This is a genomic window from Paracoccus sp. PAR01, assembly GCF_014851995.1.
Lineage (GTDB): Bacteria > Pseudomonadota > Alphaproteobacteria > Rhodobacterales > Rhodobacteraceae > Paracoccus > Paracoccus litorisediminis.
This window is the reverse complement of the sequence record NZ_JACVAW010000027.1, coordinates 23,137-38,484: the sequence shown is the minus strand read 5'-3', so window position 1 is coordinate 38,484 and position 15,348 is coordinate 23,137. Positions and strand designations below refer to the sequence as shown.

Genomic DNA, 15,348 nt, shown 5'->3' with positions numbered 1-15,348 from the left:
GCCTCACACCGCCCATGGCGGGAAGCCGCCCGCCGTGGTCTACTTCAACAGCATCGAAACTGATCGGCAGGCGCAGGCAGTAGCTTAAATCAGCCGGAAATCTGTCCAAGGAACGGGGAGTAGCTCAAGCAGCCGCCCGCCGTGGGCTATTGGAGCAGCATCGAAACCGACCGGCAGGCGCAGGCATTAGCTTCAATTACCCCAGACACTGTTCAAGGATCGGGGAGTAGTTCGAATTGCCATACGCCGGGCGTTGTTAATCTTGTTGAAGCGATGCAGCGAACGGACTACGCCAACACGCTTTTTGCGGGCTTTGCGCATCGGGATGACGGGCTGCATGTCGCGCGCTTCCATGTTCGCCCTGATGCTATCGGCGTCATGGCCACAATCGGCAAGCAACACGCTTGGCTGGGGTAGGTTGTCTGCCAGGACCAGATTGAAACCGAGATAATCGGATGTCTGGCCCAGCGTGATTTTCGTCCTTATGGGCAGTTCGTGCGCGTTGATGAGGAGGTGGATCTTGGTCGTGAAATGATAGGTGGTCCAGAAAACGATCCACCGGATCGTTTTCCCACTGGACGCACCAAAGCGGCCGAAACCCTGTTGGGGGGCTCTCTTTAGCGCCCGCTGCCTAAGGGTGGGCGCGGATCACGGTGCTGCCGATCATGTGCAAGGCGTCCGGCGCAGCCCGCTCTTGTTCAGGGCATTTATGGTCTTCTCTCACAGCCCCACCAACGTCCAGCACCTAAACTGACGATAGACGCTTGATCACTTGCCTAACCCCTCCGATAGGTCGCGTTAGAGGACTCCGGTTCGAAAATCCAGAAAATCCTATCAAGAACAAGGCAGTGATCGGATGGTTTGCGTTCGTTCGGGGCGTGGATGGTCAAAATGAAACGCTCAAAGAACACCCACTGCTCGTCCGATATCAGGTCTCGTGCCAAGCTGAACTCCATCGCAGATGTCAGCTTGAATAACTCGCGCCGACCCATGTGAATCGCTTTTGTCAACACGGCCTAGATCGCCAGAATCCTGCGACCATCTCTGAAAGCCGATGAAGTTGTCTGCAACGCCGTGTTCAGGGAAACTACCGCTAAAACTATGGGCCGATGTGCGATCCGCAGACACGCGCAACGGTATTGAAGTCTGGCCTATGTGCGAAACTACGCTACCGCCACCGACGACTGTCGAATAATCAGATCCGGCAATGGCGCGTGAACAACGCGGCTCTTGCCTTCGATGCGATCCAGCAGCAGATGGATCGCCTCCTCTGCGAGAGTGGGCAGATGCAAATTGACGGCCGTCAACGGCGGCTGAGAGAGCTTGGCTCTCAACCCGTCATAGCGGGTGGCCAGACGCAACTGACCGGGGATTGACAGGCCCAGTTCAAGCGCCGCCCGGACGGCGCCGGTGGCGAACGCGTCGATTGCGGCAAAGATACCGTCAATGTCGCGATTGTCCCGAAGCAGGCGCAATGTCTCGTGATAGGCGATGTCCTCACCCTGTGCCTCGTCGAGACGAAGCAGGGTGACGGCACCCCCATGGTTAGTAACGAAGGCGTCGTAGGCCAAGACGCTTTCGATCTGGCTGGTTCGGGAGGATGCTCCGACCAACGCAGCAATCTGACGGCAGCCGGTCTGTGCCAGATGGGACAAGAGGAGCGTGGCGGTATCGAAGGATTGTAGATCGACCGCCGGGATGTCTGGGCGTCCCGGAACCGTGCCAATAGAGACGATGGGTGTCTTGCGCTGCTCGAAATGCGCGACGAGCGGGTCGTCGCGCATCGGCTCGATCAGGATCAGCCCGTCGAAATCCGCCGTGCCATAGCTTTGCGCCGAGGGATGCGGTGGGATCAGGCAGAGCGCAAGGTCGCGCGTCAAGGCCGACATGGCTGCAGAGGCGGCAATCTCCATCAGGAAACCCAGCCGGGACGGGCCTGCGGCGACCGCGAAGGGCATCGAAGAGGCCAGCGCAATCGTTCCGGTTCTGCCGCTGCGCAGCGCCCGCGCCGTACTGCTGGGATGATAACCGATCTGCTCGGCCAGAGCATGGATGGTCTTGCGCGTTTCCGGGTCTACGTGACGACGGCCGCTGAAGGCATGGGATACGGTGGTCACCGAAACGCCCGCGGCTTTTGCAAGATCCGAAATCGTCGGTTTGCCCACAAAGTCCTCATTGGTCCAACCCCGCCCGCCACCTTAGCAGCCCCTGCGCCAAAGGCAACAAAACGATTTGTACGAATCATCCCGCGTGCTATCTGGCACTAATCAGCAAAACGATTTGCATAAAAGCAAACAGCCAGACGCATCAACAGAAACAGGGAAAATCAATGACATTCGCTCCCCACCGCAATGCCCCATCCGAGCCCGTCGATGAGGTTCTGCCCATCAAGGATCTGATCCTCTATGGCTTCCAGCATGTGCTGGTCATGGCCGCCTCGCCGATCACGGCGGTCTTCCTGGTCGCCCAGACATTGGGCTTTGATTCAGCCCTGACCGTCTCGATCATCAGTGCGACTTTCCTTGTCTGTGGATTGGGGTCGATCCTGCAAAGTTTCGGGCCTGCGGGCCTTGGTGCAAGATTGCCCTTCATCATGGTGCCGGGCGGGGCTCCGATCGCGATATTTTTGGCCATCGCCAGCCAGACCGATGTGCAGACCGCTGTCGGTGCGGTGCTGCTGACCGGGATGTTTTATTTCATCGCGTTGCCCGTCTTCCGGCGCTTGCTACGGTTCTTTCCGCCAATCGTGGTCGGAACCATGCTGTTGCTGGTCGCGGTGAACCTGGTCAAGATTTACGGCGGAACCATCACCGGCAAGCCGGGCAGCGAGAATTTCGCCGACCCGGTGAACATCGGACTGGCGCTGGCGACCATTGCGCTGACGGTGATCTTTTCGCGCGTGTTCACGGGTACGATGCAGCGCATTTCGGTCATGCTGGGACTGGTCGCGGGCACCTTGCTGGCGGCTGCGCTTGGCAGGTTCGACCTTTCCGGGGTCATGCAGGGGCCGCTGATCGCCGTGCCGCAGCTGTTTCCCTTCGGGATGCCGAAATTCGATATCATCGCATCGCTGCCGCTGATCATCTTCTCGATCATTTCGATGGCCGAGGCGACTGGCCAAACCATTGCCACGGCCGAGATCGTCGAGCGAAAGGGCGAGGTCCATCCGATTGTGCCACGCACCATTCGCGGCGATGCGCTTATGTCGATCGTTGGCGGCCTGTTCGGCACGTCGCTGATCATCACCTCGGGCGAGAATGTGGGCATCGTTCGCGCCACCGGCGTCAGGTCGCGCTATGTCACCGCGATGGCTGGCTTCATTCTGGTCATCATTGCGCTGATCGCCCCGGTGTCCCGGCTGGCGAGCGTCCTGCCCGGTCCGGTCGTCGGAGGCACCGCCGTTATCGTCTTTTCGATCATCGGGGTCATCGGCATCCATGTCCTCAGCCGTGTCGATCTGCGCGAACATGGCGCGATGTTCACGCTGGCCTCGGGTCTCGCGATGGGTCTGATGCCGATCCTCGTGCCCGGCATCTACAGCCAGTTTCCGCAATGGTCGCAGATGATCCTGGGCAATGGCTTGGCCATGGGCACGATCACGGCAGCCCTGGTCAATGCGGTCTTTCAGTTCAGCGCGCCAAGCGCGGTCAATTCCAAGGAACATGCCTGATGAGCGATCTGCGCCAGAGTTTTGCGCAAACCGAAAACCTTATCGTTGCGCCGGGGCGTCTGTTGCTGGATGACGGCCCACGGTCCGGCATGGCGGTGCTGCTGCGCGGCGGTCGCTTTGCCGAGATCGGCGCGGCAGCGGCGCTACGCGCCCGCCATCCCGATTTTCCGGTGGTGGAGTTGCCCGAACACCTGATGATGCCGGGCTTCATCGACACGCACACGCATCTGACCCAGTCGCTGGGCAAGTCGCTGGTGTTTGGCGAACCCTCCGAGATATTTCGCCGCATCTGGGTTCCGCTCGAAGGCAGCCTGAATGAGCGTATGGTCTATCTCTCGTCCAAGTTGGCGGCGCTGGAATGGCTGCGCGGCGGATTTACCACCGCTGTCGATGCAGGCACGCGATCAGCTGGCCATATCGACCAGCTTGTTCTGGCCGCGCGCGAGACAGGGCTTCGGCTGGTGGTGGCCCAGATCTGCAATGATCTGGGCGGAGCCGCCGTCGTCCCTGAGCGGGCCGATATCCTGCGCCTCGCCGAGGCTCATCTGGCCGCCTATCAGGGGGATCCGCTGATCCGCGCGTCACTGGCTGTTTCGATCCCCGAGGTTGCCAGCGACGGGATGCTTCGCGACATCTCGGCCATGGCTGCCGCAGCGGACGTGACCTTTCAGACCCATGTCAATGAGCATCTGGTCGCGGTCGAGCGCTCGCTGATTGCCAATGGCCGCCGTCCGTTGGAACATCTGGCCCGTATCGGTGCGCTTGGACCACAGACATTGATCGCACATTCTACGCTTGTCACGCCGTCCGAGCTGAACCTGCTGCGCGATACGGGAACCGCCGTGGCCTATAACCCGGTTGCTTCGGTTTGGAAGGGCAATGCGGTCGCACCAGCCTTGCAGATGCAGGCGCTTGGTATTCGTTTTGGTCTGGGTACCGATGGCACACGCGCCGATGGCTTCCGGCTGATGGATGCGGCTGAGACCCTTCAGCGCAGCAACTACGGTCTGGCCTCTGGCGACAGTTCCTGCGGAGGAGGATGGCTGTGGCTGGACGCGGCGACGCGCATGGCCGCAGATGCCAGCGGGCTGACCGCAGTGACCGGTCGCATTGCCGAGGGGCTGGCGGCGGATTTTCTTCTTGTCGATCTGGATCGGCCCGAATTCACCCCTTCGCACGACCTGTGCTGGGAGCTGGTGCGCTACGGCAATCGCGACCAGATCGACGCCGTCTTTACCAATGGCCGGTTGCGCATGGTTCGGGGCTGGCCTGTCGACTGGGATGCCCGTGCCTTGCTGGGCGAAATCCGCGAACTTGCCGGCCCCGCCATCGCTGCCGCGCCGATTCATCGCATCCATCCCACCGCCGATAGCGTGTTTGCTGTGAGGGCCTCGTGACCATCAGCACTTTTCTAGCCCTGTCGCTGCTGGCAGGTGGATCAGCCTTTGTTCAGGGCGCAGTCGGTATTGGTTTTGCGCTGATCATGGCCCCGATCTTCGGTTTCTTCGACGCCAGCTATCTGCCGGTCACATTGCTGATCCTGATGCTGCCGCTGAACTTCCTTGTCGCCTGGCGCGAACGGGTCTCCATCGACCTCCGGGGTGCCGGCTGGATCACCTTTGGCAGGTTCTTCGGCACCTTTCTTGGCATGGCGGTGTTGATCGCGCTTTCGGTGCGTCAGCTTGAAATCGCGGTAGGGCTACTCACCATTCTTGCTGCAGGCGTGGCGTTATTGTCGCCCCCCTTCGCCCCAAGGCCCTCAGCGTCATTGGGCGTCGGCCTGTTCACGGGCGTCACCGAAACCGCTACTGGAATCGGGGGCCCCCCGCTGGCTTTGCTTTATCAACACGCGCCCGGACCGGTCCTGCGGTCGACCGTGGCAACCTGTTTCCTGGTCGGAGAACTGATATCCCTTGCCGTGTTGATCGTCGCAGGCAAGGTCGGACAGACCCAGCTGATGGCCGCGCTGTCCTTGATGCCGGCGGTGCTGATTGGCAGCTTATTGTCGCGGCATACCCATTCACGCATCAATGGACCGGCGCTGCGTATGGCCGTTCTGATCTTTTCAATCGTCAGCGGAGCGGCGCTGATTCTGAAGGGATGACGCGGCCGCCAGTGCCTGTCCAAACGGTTCATCGCGCCCGCCCAAGTTGGCTACACATTCTCGGCAGCGGAGCCCATAGGCGGCATTGTCCAATTCCCGCCTTCGCCTCTCCTCCGCCTTGGGATAGGAGCTTGCCAGTCGGACTGGTGATTTGCATTTTGTCCCGGAATTCATGGAAGCACAGAAGATGACCATTTCGAAGCGCCGGATCGATCACCTCGTCCTTGCCGTTCAGGATCTTGATGCGGCGGGCGCATTCTACGAAAGGCTGGGCTTTCAGGTGGGCGCGCGCAACCGCCATCCTTGGGGGACCGAGAACAGGATCGTCCAGTTTCGCTCATCATTCCTCGAACTGATTACCGTGGGCGAGGATCGAGCCCTGATCCCGCCACACGCGAACCGGCATTTCAGCTTTGGCGCCTTCGTCCGGGATTACCTGGAAAATAGACAGGGGCTGGCGATGTTCGTCCTCGACAGTGCGGATGCCGAGGCCGATGCGGCGCATTTCGCGCGCGCGAGAATTGGCGACTATGAGCCCTTCTTCTTTGAGCGCAAGGGCCGCAGGCCGGATGGCAGCGAGGCCCGTGTCGCCTTTACGCTGGCATTTTCGATGGCTCCGGACCTTCCCGAGGTGTCCTTCTTTACCTGCCAGCAGCATTACCCCGAGGCCTTCTGGAACCCATCATTCCAGATCCATGCCAACGGGGCGTCGAATGTCCGTTCGGTCACGCTGAACGAGGGCGAGACCGGGTCGCATACCGACTTCCTGTCTTCGTTTACCGGCGCAGAGCCGCTGAACGGCGGGCGCTGCTTCCCATTTCTCAACGGCGGTCGGTTGGAGCGCGTGACATGCGCGGGGCCACGGGGCTTCACGTCGTTCAGCGTCGGCGTGCCCGAACTTGGCGGCCTTGCAGAGCGACTGCAGGCCGAGCATATCCCTTTCGAAATGCTGTCTGATCGCATCTCGATTGATTCCGAAGCCGGCTTCGGCGTCGCCATCGAGTTCGAAGTCGATGGGCCGGAGTTCGTATCCTGAGCTGGTCCCGAAAGAGCCGCGAAACCGCGGAGGAAAGTCAGGCACCTGTGACCACGCTTTCTATGCGGCCTGAGCATGTCGACTTTCAGTCTAATCGTTAGGCTCTAGGCCTCGGTGCCGAGTTTGGCTCGGTCAAGGATTTTCGCGCAATACGATCGATCCCACGGAATGGGTTCCGAGCGTTTCCAGTTATCGTCTGATCGCTCCCTGCTAACTCACCCAACTCGGACGCGCTCGGTTCAGCATCACTACCGCGGCCTAGCACAGGGCTCGTCGCAAGTTCACGTCACCGGCCTTCGTGATCCCACCGGAGACATCACGCGCTCCCGATTGGCTTCGCGATGGTGTAAGGCCGATCCACGGTCCGACCGCCTTGGAGGACGTGAAGCGGGCAGGGTTATCCGTCGCGGATCGGTAGGTTAGTGCAACGACTGCCCCGATCCCGGGTATGGTCTTCAGGCGCAGACAGATCGGATCCTCGCAACCATCTGCCGAACCAGCCGTTCCCGCCCCGCGAGTTCTTGGCGCAGGAACGACCTTGCTTGCCACATTGGAACCCTCGCGGCCTGCAACATGGCGTTTCCATCCGTAAATTCGTGAATACGATGCTCAAATTTGCTGCGCGAGATCGTACAGACCTTGAGACCGAGTTCCGCAACAGTCCCCGCAGTGGTATTTCTAGCGTGATCATGTTCTGCTGGATGACCTTGCGGGCACTCAACATCGCGCAGATCGGTTTTGATGGGTATAGCCTTCAAGATCCCTTTCATCTGACGCGTCTCCATCAGCACGGCTTCGAAGCCAAAAGTCGTTTTTTCGCGATGCAACCATTGCGACAGAGGGCCAGAATCGAGCCCGATAGCAACGATGGTCGCCCTCAAGAGCGCGCGGAATAGCGACCAGCAGCTCCGGCTGGCTGGCAACCTCGGCTTCCCTGATGGGCCTTCCATTTTCGCTGAGCACACAGACCGCGGTCTTCGCCAGCAATACGTCCATTCCGACGAACCGTCGCATCCCATAATCCTCCATCCGAGTGCGGTATGGGAACGGCTGTCTCAACGTGAAAGTCCGGCAAGCGGTAAAGGTGGCGCGCGACGCTGCACCCGCTACCGCATCTCATTGAATTTCAGAGCCAGAACATGATGGTGGCAGCGAGCGTGATGGCGGATATGCAAACAACTGGGCATCGGTCGTAGCGGTGGCGATCCTTCACCGATCCTTCAAGCGACCGAGCAAGATCTTGATCCGGCCGCTCCCGCAACCAGTCTGCATAGGACCCAGAGTCCGCCTTCGGCAGCCCGCTCAGCGAAGACGCGGTGTTGTTGCTAACCGGTCCGGTCGGACATGAAGAGCCGAAGCGGGCATTCCTTGGCGTCGGTGATAGAGTGAAGCCTAGCGTTCCGTTATCAGGGAAAGCCGTTCCCCAGACAGTAATTTGATCTTTCGAAGTCTTTCCTTCGCTCGATCAGCCCGAACTGGGCTGCATCAAGCCGTAATTGCTGCGGCATGCTTCCGAAACGAATGTGACGGAACCGTCTTGCATCGTCGTCGCGTTGTCTTGCGGTATGGCGCGCAGGAGGTGCAGGTGGCACCCAGAGCAAACTGGAAAGGCACGCTGAAGGTCGCCGAGGTGACCTGCGCCGTCGCGCTTTATACGGCGGCCTCGACCTCGGAGCGGATTGCCTTTCACACGATCAACCGGGCGACGGGACATCGCGTGCGACGCGAGTTCGTCGACAGCGATACCGGCAAGCCTGTGGACAGGGACAATCAGGTCAAAGGCTATGAAATCAACGGTGGCGAGCATGTCATGCTTGAACCCGAGGAAATCGCCGCTGCAATCCCTGACAGTGACAAGGTGCTGAACGTCTCGGCTTTCATCGCCTGCGATGGGATTGACGAGACCTATTTCGACAAACCCTATTATCTGACACCGGCCGAAAGCTTGGCTGCCGACGCCTTCGCCTTGATCCGCGAGGGGTTGAAGCAGCAAAATGTCGCGGCGATTGCGCAGACCGTGCTGTTCCGGCGGATGCGGAATATTCTGATCCGCGCCCATGGGCCGGGGATGATCGCGACCACGCTGAATTTCGACTATGAGGTGCGCTCGGCCAAAGAGGCGTTCAAGAATATCCCCGAGCATAAGATCGAAGGCGAGATGCTGGATCTGGCTCAGCACATCATCAAGACAAAGACGGGCAAATTCGATATCTCTGGCTTCGATGACCGCTATGAGAACGCCCTTGCCGAACTGGTCAAGGCCAAGCTGGATGGTCGCAAGATTGCCGCCGCACCCAAGGCCCGGCCGGGCAAGGTCGTCGATCTGATGGCTGCCTTGCGCGAAAGCGCGAAACTGCCGGCCAGGAAGACCCCCGCGCGTCGGAAGTCGGGCTAGATCATGCCACTGCAAGCCTATCGGCAGATGCGCGATTTCAAGACCACGCCCGAGCCGCGGGGCCGTCGCAGTCGCAAGCACGGCGACAGCTTCGTCATTCAGAAGCACGCTGCGACCCGGCTGCATTACGACCTGCGGCTGGAAATGGACGGTGTTCTGAAAAGCTGGGCGGTGACCCGCGGTCCCAGCCTTGTCGCCGGGGAAAAGCGGCTGGCTGTCCATGTCGAGGATCACCCGCTGGACTACGGCGATTTCGAGGGGACCATCCCCAAGGGCGATTATGGTGGTGGCACCGTCATCGTCTGGGATCGAGGACGATGGTCCCCCATCGGCGATGCGGCCAAGGGTTACGCCAAGGGTCATCTGGAATTCGAACTGGAAGGGGACAAGCTTCACGGGCGCTGGCATCTGGTGCGGATGCAGGAAAAACCTCGCGACAAGCGTGAAAACTGGCTGCTGATCAAGGCCGATGATGCATTCGCCCGGCCCAAGAGCGCGCCTGATATTCTGACCGAGCAGCCGCTTTCGGTAAAGTCCGGGCGCGACATCCCCGAGGTCGCGAGCCAAGCGGCCCCGACGAAGTCCCGGCGCAAGCCTGCGATCCCCAAACCCGAGGAAACCGATCCCGCAGCCTTAGACCCGAGTGGGCTGAAGGGGGCAAAGAAAGCGCCGCTTCCCGACTTCATCGCGCCCATGCTGGCCACGCTGGCCAGTTCCGCACCCACGGGCGGGAGCTGGCTGCATGAAATCAAGTTCGACGGCTATCGGCTGCAGGCGCGGATCGACAATGGACAGGTCCGGCTGCTGACCCGCAGCGGACACGACTGGACGGCGAAATTAGGCAAGCGTATCGCCGATGCCTTGCAGGCCTTGCCCCTGCAAGAAGCGATCCTTGACGGCGAGTTGGTCGTGGAAACCGATGCTGGCGCCTCGGATTTCTCGGCCTTGCAGGCGGATCTGGCCGAGGGCCGCGCGGACCGGTTCCGCTTCTACGTCTTTGACCTGATGCATCTGGACGGGTTCGACCTGCGTCATCTGGCTCTGGTTGAACGCAAGGCGCTGCTGGAGCAGATCCTGACCGAAGCCCCCGAGCCTTTGCGCTACAGCAGCCATTTCGACGAAAGCGGCGCGATGGTGCTGCGCCATGCCTGTCGGATCGGGCTCGAGGGCATCCTGTCCAAGCTGCGCGACGGACCCTATCGCTCGGGGCGCGACAAGGGCTGGATCAAGTCGAAATGCTCGGCGCGGCAGGAATTTGTGATTGGCGGCTTCACTTTATCAGCTGCGACGCCGGGGGCGATCGGCTCACTGGTGCTGGGTGTCCATGACGCGGGCGGGCTGCACCATGTGGGGCGGGTCGGGACGGGGTTCAGCAATCGCGTGTCGGCGGATCTGTTCACGCGGCTGGAGGGGATGCAGATGCCAGACAACCCCTTTGCCGACCGCCTGACCGCCCAGCAGGCCGCTAACGTCCGGTTCGTCCGCCCGGAGCTGGTGGCCGAGGTCGAGTTCCGTGCATGGACCGCCGACGGACATCTGCGACATGCCGCGTTCCGGGGCTTGCGCGAGGACAAGGCCGCGCGCGAAATCACCCGCGAGGTTGCGGCCCCGGCAAAGCCCATACCCACCAAGAGGAAAGTGACCTTGACGCATCCCGACCGCCTGTACTGGCCCGAGGAAGGTGTGACCAAGGAAATGCTGGCGGACTATTATGCCGCGGTCTGGCGGCATATCGCCCCCTTCGTGATCGACCGCCCGCTGGCGCTTTTGCGCTGCCCGGAAGGGATCACCGGCCCGAAATTCTTTCAAAAGCATGCGTGGAAAGGCATCAATCCCCGGATCGTGCAGGTCAGCGATCCCAAGGGCCCCAAGGACCCGCTGCTGAGCATCCACGATCTGGATGGGCTTATGGCGCTGGTCCAGTCTGCCGCACTGGAAATTCATCCATGGGGCGCGAGCCTGCAGGACTGGGAGCGGCCCGACATGATCACCATGGACCTGGACCCCGGCGAAGGTGTCGGCTGGGTCCAGATTATCGATGCCGCTCGCGAGGTCCGCCAGCGGCTGACCGATGCGGGGCTGACGGCCTTCGTCAAGACCTCGGGCGGCAAGGGGCTGCATGTCGTGGCACCCCTGAAACCCCACGCGACCTGGCCTGAGGTCAAGGCCTTCACCAAGGCCATGGCCGACGCGATGGCGCGCGATGCACCCGGCCGCTATGTCTCGACCATTGCCAAGGCCAAGCGCAAGGGCCGCATCTTGATCGATTATCTGCGCAACCAGCGCGGCGCGACGGCGGTTGCGGCCTATTCCACCCGCGCCCGGCCCGGTGCTGCCGTATCGACCCCGGTCGCGTGGGAGGAACTCGGCCCCAAGATCGGCCCTGACCATTTCACCGTGAAAACCCTGCCAACCCGGCTGGCCGCGCTTGGCCCGGACCCATGGGATGGTTTCAGGGCTGCGGCTGTGCCGTTGAGGGTGTCAAAGCGGTAATCAGGACTTCTTGCCGCGCGTCTCTGCCGCCAGGCTTTTCTTCAAGGCGTCCATGATGTTGACGACATTCTCGGGCTTCTCGGCTGGGGCCTTTGTCGTCTTGGGCTTGCTTCGGCCCTTTTTCTTGGCAGCGATGATGTCCAGAAGCCGGTCCTGAACGGGGTCGTGGGCCATTTCGGGCGACCAGGGTCGGGTCCGATCCTTGATCAGCCGGGTCACCAGCCTCAGTGCCGCCGGATCGCCGTCAGACGTGTCCAGGCCGCCGAAATAATCGCCCTCGGGGCGGACCTCATCGCCATAGCGCAGGGTCCACAAGACGATTCCCTTCCCGCGCGGCACCAGCAACACCGCGCGTTCGCGCCGATAGAGCACCAGCCGCGATATCCCGACCATATCCGATTTCGCCATGGCCTCGCGGATGACCGAGAAGGCCTCGGCCCCGATCCGGTCGTCGGGGATCAGGTAATGCGGCTTGTCATACCAGATCCAACCGATGCTGCCCGCGGGCACGAACATGTCGATGTCGATCGTTCGGGCGCTGTCCAGCGCGATGCTGTCCAACTCGTCATCTTCAAGCAGGACATAATCGTCCTCGCCCCGTGCATAGCCTTTGGCCTCGTCCTTGTCGCGAACCGGCTTGCCGCTGACGGCATCGACATAGCGGCTGATGACGCGGTTTCCGGTCTGCGCGTTCAGCGTGTGGAAGCGCAGCTTATCGGCCTCGCTGGTGGCAGGCATCATCGCGACCGGACAGGTGACCAGCGACAGCTTCAGATAGCCTTTCCAGAATGGACGCGGTGCCATGTGGGGCTCGTTTGGTAGGGGCGTGGGTCAACGTGGCGCAAAAGCAGAGGTTCCAGCCGGTCCCGACCCGCTGCCTGAGCATCGATCATGACGTGGTCAAATCGATCCGAATAATCTTCTGATTTTGCGTCAAAATGCGTTGTATGCTCTCGCTAAAGTGAGCGGGAGGATGCGTATGGCTGCAGCACTGGATCTGAACCCGAGCGAGATGGCGCGGTTGATTGCGGCTCTCGATTGGCCAAGCTGTGCGCTGGGACCGATGCACGAATGGCCTGCCTGCCTGAGGGCGGCCGTTGATCTTGCGTTACCGGCGCATGCCCAGATCGTCATTTTTGCCGGCGAGGATTACGTCGCGCTTTACAACGATGCCTATGCCCCGACCATCGGTAACAAGCACCCGACCGCGCTGGGTCGCCCCGCGCGCGAGCATTGGACCGAGCTGTGGTCGGATCTGGAACCGTTGCTGAAGCAGGTGAGAACCTCTGGAAGAACCGTCTCGGCGCAGGATCGACCGTTCCAGATCAACCGGCACGGCTATGTCGAGACGGTTTATTTCGATATTTCCTATTCGCCGATTCGGGACGAAAACGGCCAGATCCACGCCGTCCTGTGCATCGTCGCCGAGACTACCGAGCGCGTCGCAGCCCTGAATGCGGAACGGCGCCTGTCTGCGATCGTCTCATCCTCGACCGATGCGATTTTGGGGATGGATCTGGATCAAAGGATCACCGCCTGGAACCGGGGTGCCGAGGCGCTTTACGGCTATGCCGAGCATGAAGTAATGGGTCGGCCGGTGACCCTGCTTGTGCCGCCGGATCGTCCGGAAGAGGAAAACCTGATCATGGCGCAAATCATGAACGGGACCCGGATTGACACGCATGAGACCCAGCGTCTGCACAAGAACGGCACATTGATCGACGTGTCGCTGTCCGTGTCGGCAATCCATGACCGGAATGGCCGGATCGTCGGGGCATCGAAGATTGCGCGCGACATTGGCGGTCGGAAAAAGGCCGAGCGGTTGCAGCGGGTTCTGATGGGTGAACTCAAGCACCGCGTCAAGAACGTCCTCGCGACCGTGCAGGCCATCGCGAGCCAGAGCTTTGGTTCGGCTGAGCCCGAGAGGTTCAGGGGCTTTTCGGATCGTTTGCGCGCCTTGGCCCGGGCCCATGACCTGCTGACCATGCAAAGCTGGGAGGGCGCGACATTGACCTCGGTCGTGAACGGGGTCGTGTCCGCATTCGGGAACGAGCGCTTTCACATTGACGGTCCCGATCTGCATCTGCCACCGCGCGCGGTGGTCACCTTGTCGATGGCCTTGCACGAACTGGCGACCAACGCGGCGAAATACGGCGCGCTGTCCGTGCCGACGGGTAGCATTTCTATCGACTGGACCTATTGTCCGAACAGGGCGGATTTCCAACTTATCTGGCAAGAAACGGGCGGGCCTGCTGTCAACCAACCGACCGGTACTGGCTTTGGGTCGATGCTGATCAAGGATGTTCTGGCCGCCGAACTGAACGGCGAGGTCGAGCTAGACTATCAGCCGACGGGCGTGATCTGTCGAATCCGCGCCCCGATTGACGCCAGTTGGGACTGACGAATCTCGCACTCTCTTTGCGGCAACGGCATGACTAAATTTGGATGTGGCTTCCTTAAAGGGACGGGATTTTCAGAGCTTTCGATGTTGGTTGTTTGGCCTCTTATGGCCTCCAAGCTATTGTATTGGTGTCGTAAAATGGCAGAATTTGCTTCAAATGAACAACCGCAATCAGGGTTCAGCATAGGGGCTGGTCAGAAGCCGGTCTGGCTGCTCATCTGAATGCTAGGACCCCTTGCCTACCACTGCCTTCAGCATCGCTCGGCTTTCGAGCCGAGGATCGAATGGGTGTTTCAGCCGGAGCAGGAATGAATCTCGACCGTGCAGGACAAGTCTCTGCGCCGCAGAAAAACCAAAGATCTGGCACCAGAGATGCGGATATTCTGCTCATGCGCTACATCCGCGACAAGCCGCCCTTTGAATAGCCCGGTGTTTCGTGGACGCTTTCTTCGCTAGATTTTAGGCAAGGAGGCCATGATGGGAACAGACATTCCACCGACGACTTCAAGCGGGACGCGGTGGCGCGGATCAGTGCCCGGTCAAGGAGGTGTAGCCCGGCTCGGGGGTGAGCACGCACTCACTCTGTGTCTGGAAGCGCAAGCTCGCAAAGCGGCGTCAGGCGCTACCGAGAAGGATGCAGAGATCCGGCTGCTGAAGTGCGACTGACGCGTGTCGTCGAGGGGCGTGATATCCTAAGAAAGGGCGAGCCACTATTCCGCCACTGGTACGAGGACAATGGCGACGGCGTTCGTGGCTGAGCATCGGGGACAGTTTTCCATCCGGGCGATTTGCCGGTGTCTGCCTATCCAGCGAAGTGGGTTCTACGCCTGGCTGTAAGCCCCGCTGAGCGGGCGTGCTCCAGAAGGTAGGTGCCAGACCGGCATGTTGAACAAGGCCTGGGCCGAGAACGGCGAGGTCTAAAACTGCCGCAAGCCGCACGATGAACTATAGTCCTGCGGAGCAGAGGACATCGTCGGGCACAGAGTGAGCTTTCCGTGCCTAAGGCCGAGCCTCGGCCTCGCACCATCCGCTTAACGCCCTCCACGACGACTTACGCCCAAGAAGGCCTCCATCGCTGCGCCAGCAATGATCGACAACGGTGCCTGAACAACTGCCCGCGCCCGGTTCGCCCTAGGGGTTCCCACACTCTTTCAAAGGTGCAGTCTCCGACTCTTTGCAGACGAGTGGCTTGACGCCGGGCGGTCTCTTTGCCGAAATCAGGACTAGCCTCATCGTGTAGCAGCGGATC

General features: G+C 60.8%; 11 protein-coding genes and 3 pseudogenes. 8 read left to right on the top strand and 6 right to left on the bottom strand.

What is annotated here, in order from left to right; genetic code table 11:
- Positions 1 to 231 precede the first annotated feature (231 nt).
- Together IB235_RS25360 and IB235_RS22295 are read right to left on the bottom strand one after the other, a co-directional pair.
- Positions 232 to 956 (bottom strand): annotated as a pseudogene (locus tag IB235_RS25360) (transposase); the annotation flags it as partial.
- Between the two features lie 207 nt (positions 957 to 1,163).
- On the bottom strand, positions 1,164 to 2,165 hold the full coding sequence (locus IB235_RS22295) for a substrate-binding domain-containing protein (protein WP_192338596.1): 1,002 nt from the start codon (positions 2,163 to 2,165) through the stop codon (positions 1,164 to 1,166).
- Positions 2,166 to 2,329: 164 nt separating this feature from the next.
- Between IB235_RS22295 and IB235_RS22290 the strand changes: the two genes are divergently transcribed.
- The 4 genes from IB235_RS22290 to IB235_RS22275 all read left to right on the top strand — a co-directional run bounded on the left by IB235_RS22290 (position 2,330) and on the right by IB235_RS22275 (position 6,810).
- Positions 2,330 to 3,670 carry a uracil-xanthine permease family protein gene (locus tag IB235_RS22290; protein ID WP_192338595.1) on the top strand — a complete coding sequence of 447 codons (1,341 nt, stop codon included), beginning with the start codon at positions 2,330 to 2,332 and terminating at the stop codon, positions 3,668 to 3,670.
- On the top strand, positions 3,670 to 5,067 hold the full coding sequence (locus tag IB235_RS22285) for an amidohydrolase family protein (protein ID WP_192338594.1): 1,398 nt from the start codon (positions 3,670 to 3,672) through the stop codon (positions 5,065 to 5,067). The genes IB235_RS22290 and IB235_RS22285 overlap by 1 nt, the downstream gene beginning before the upstream one ends.
- Entirely contained in the window at positions 5,064 to 5,774 is a 711-nt protein-coding gene (locus IB235_RS22280) for a sulfite exporter TauE/SafE family protein (protein WP_192338593.1), read from the top strand. The genes IB235_RS22285 and IB235_RS22280 overlap by 4 nt, the downstream gene beginning before the upstream one ends.
- 187 nt (positions 5,775 to 5,961) lie before the next feature.
- A complete protein-coding gene (locus tag IB235_RS22275; RefSeq protein ID WP_192338592.1) occupies positions 5,962 to 6,810 on the top strand; it encodes a VOC family protein in 849 nt (282 codons plus the stop codon).
- Positions 6,811 to 7,068: 258 nt separating this feature from the next.
- Here IB235_RS22275 and IB235_RS22270 read toward each other — a convergent pair whose 3' ends face one another.
- The 3 genes and pseudogenes from IB235_RS22270 to IB235_RS25970 all read right to left on the bottom strand — a co-directional run.
- Positions 7,069 to 7,359 carry a transposase gene (locus IB235_RS22270; RefSeq protein ID WP_192338591.1) on the bottom strand — a complete coding sequence of 97 codons (291 nt, stop codon included), beginning with the start codon at positions 7,357 to 7,359 and terminating at the stop codon, positions 7,069 to 7,071.
- A complete protein-coding gene (locus IB235_RS22265; protein ID WP_192338598.1) occupies positions 7,266 to 7,733 on the bottom strand; it encodes a hypothetical protein in 468 nt (155 codons plus the stop codon). Before IB235_RS22265 ends, IB235_RS22270 begins: the two co-directional genes overlap by 94 nt.
- Before the next feature lie 203 nt (positions 7,734 to 7,936).
- Positions 7,937 to 8,062 (bottom strand): annotated as a pseudogene (locus IB235_RS25970) (IS5/IS1182 family transposase); the annotation flags it as partial.
- 333 nt (positions 8,063 to 8,395) lie between these two features.
- On the opposite strand from IB235_RS25970, the gene IB235_RS22260 reads away from it, so the two are divergent.
- Both IB235_RS22260 and ligD read left to right on the top strand, forming a co-directional pair.
- Positions 8,396 to 9,205 (top strand): Ku protein, encoded by an 810-nt coding sequence (locus IB235_RS22260; RefSeq protein WP_192338590.1) that lies wholly within the window; start codon positions 8,396 to 8,398, stop codon positions 9,203 to 9,205.
- 3 nt (positions 9,206 to 9,208) lie between these two features.
- Positions 9,209 to 11,698 carry a DNA ligase D gene (gene ligD / locus IB235_RS22255; protein ID WP_192338589.1) on the top strand — a complete coding sequence of 830 codons (2,490 nt, stop codon included), beginning with the start codon at positions 9,209 to 9,211 and terminating at the stop codon, positions 11,696 to 11,698.
- On the opposite strand, the gene IB235_RS22250 is transcribed toward ligD, so the two are convergent.
- A complete protein-coding gene (locus IB235_RS22250; RefSeq protein WP_192338588.1) occupies positions 11,699 to 12,502 on the bottom strand; it encodes a Ku protein in 804 nt (267 codons plus the stop codon).
- Between the two features lie 175 nt (positions 12,503 to 12,677).
- Between IB235_RS22250 and IB235_RS22245 the strand changes: the two genes are divergently transcribed.
- Both IB235_RS22245 and IB235_RS25965 read left to right on the top strand, forming a co-directional pair.
- Positions 12,678 to 14,099: a PAS domain S-box protein gene (locus IB235_RS22245; protein WP_225612535.1), complete on the top strand. Its 1,422-nt coding sequence runs from the start codon at positions 12,678 to 12,680 to the stop codon at positions 14,097 to 14,099.
- Between the two features lie 518 nt (positions 14,100 to 14,617).
- Positions 14,618 to 15,017: pseudogene (locus IB235_RS25965) on the top strand (IS3 family transposase); the annotation flags it as partial.
- Between the last annotated feature and the right edge of the window lie 331 nt (positions 15,018 to 15,348).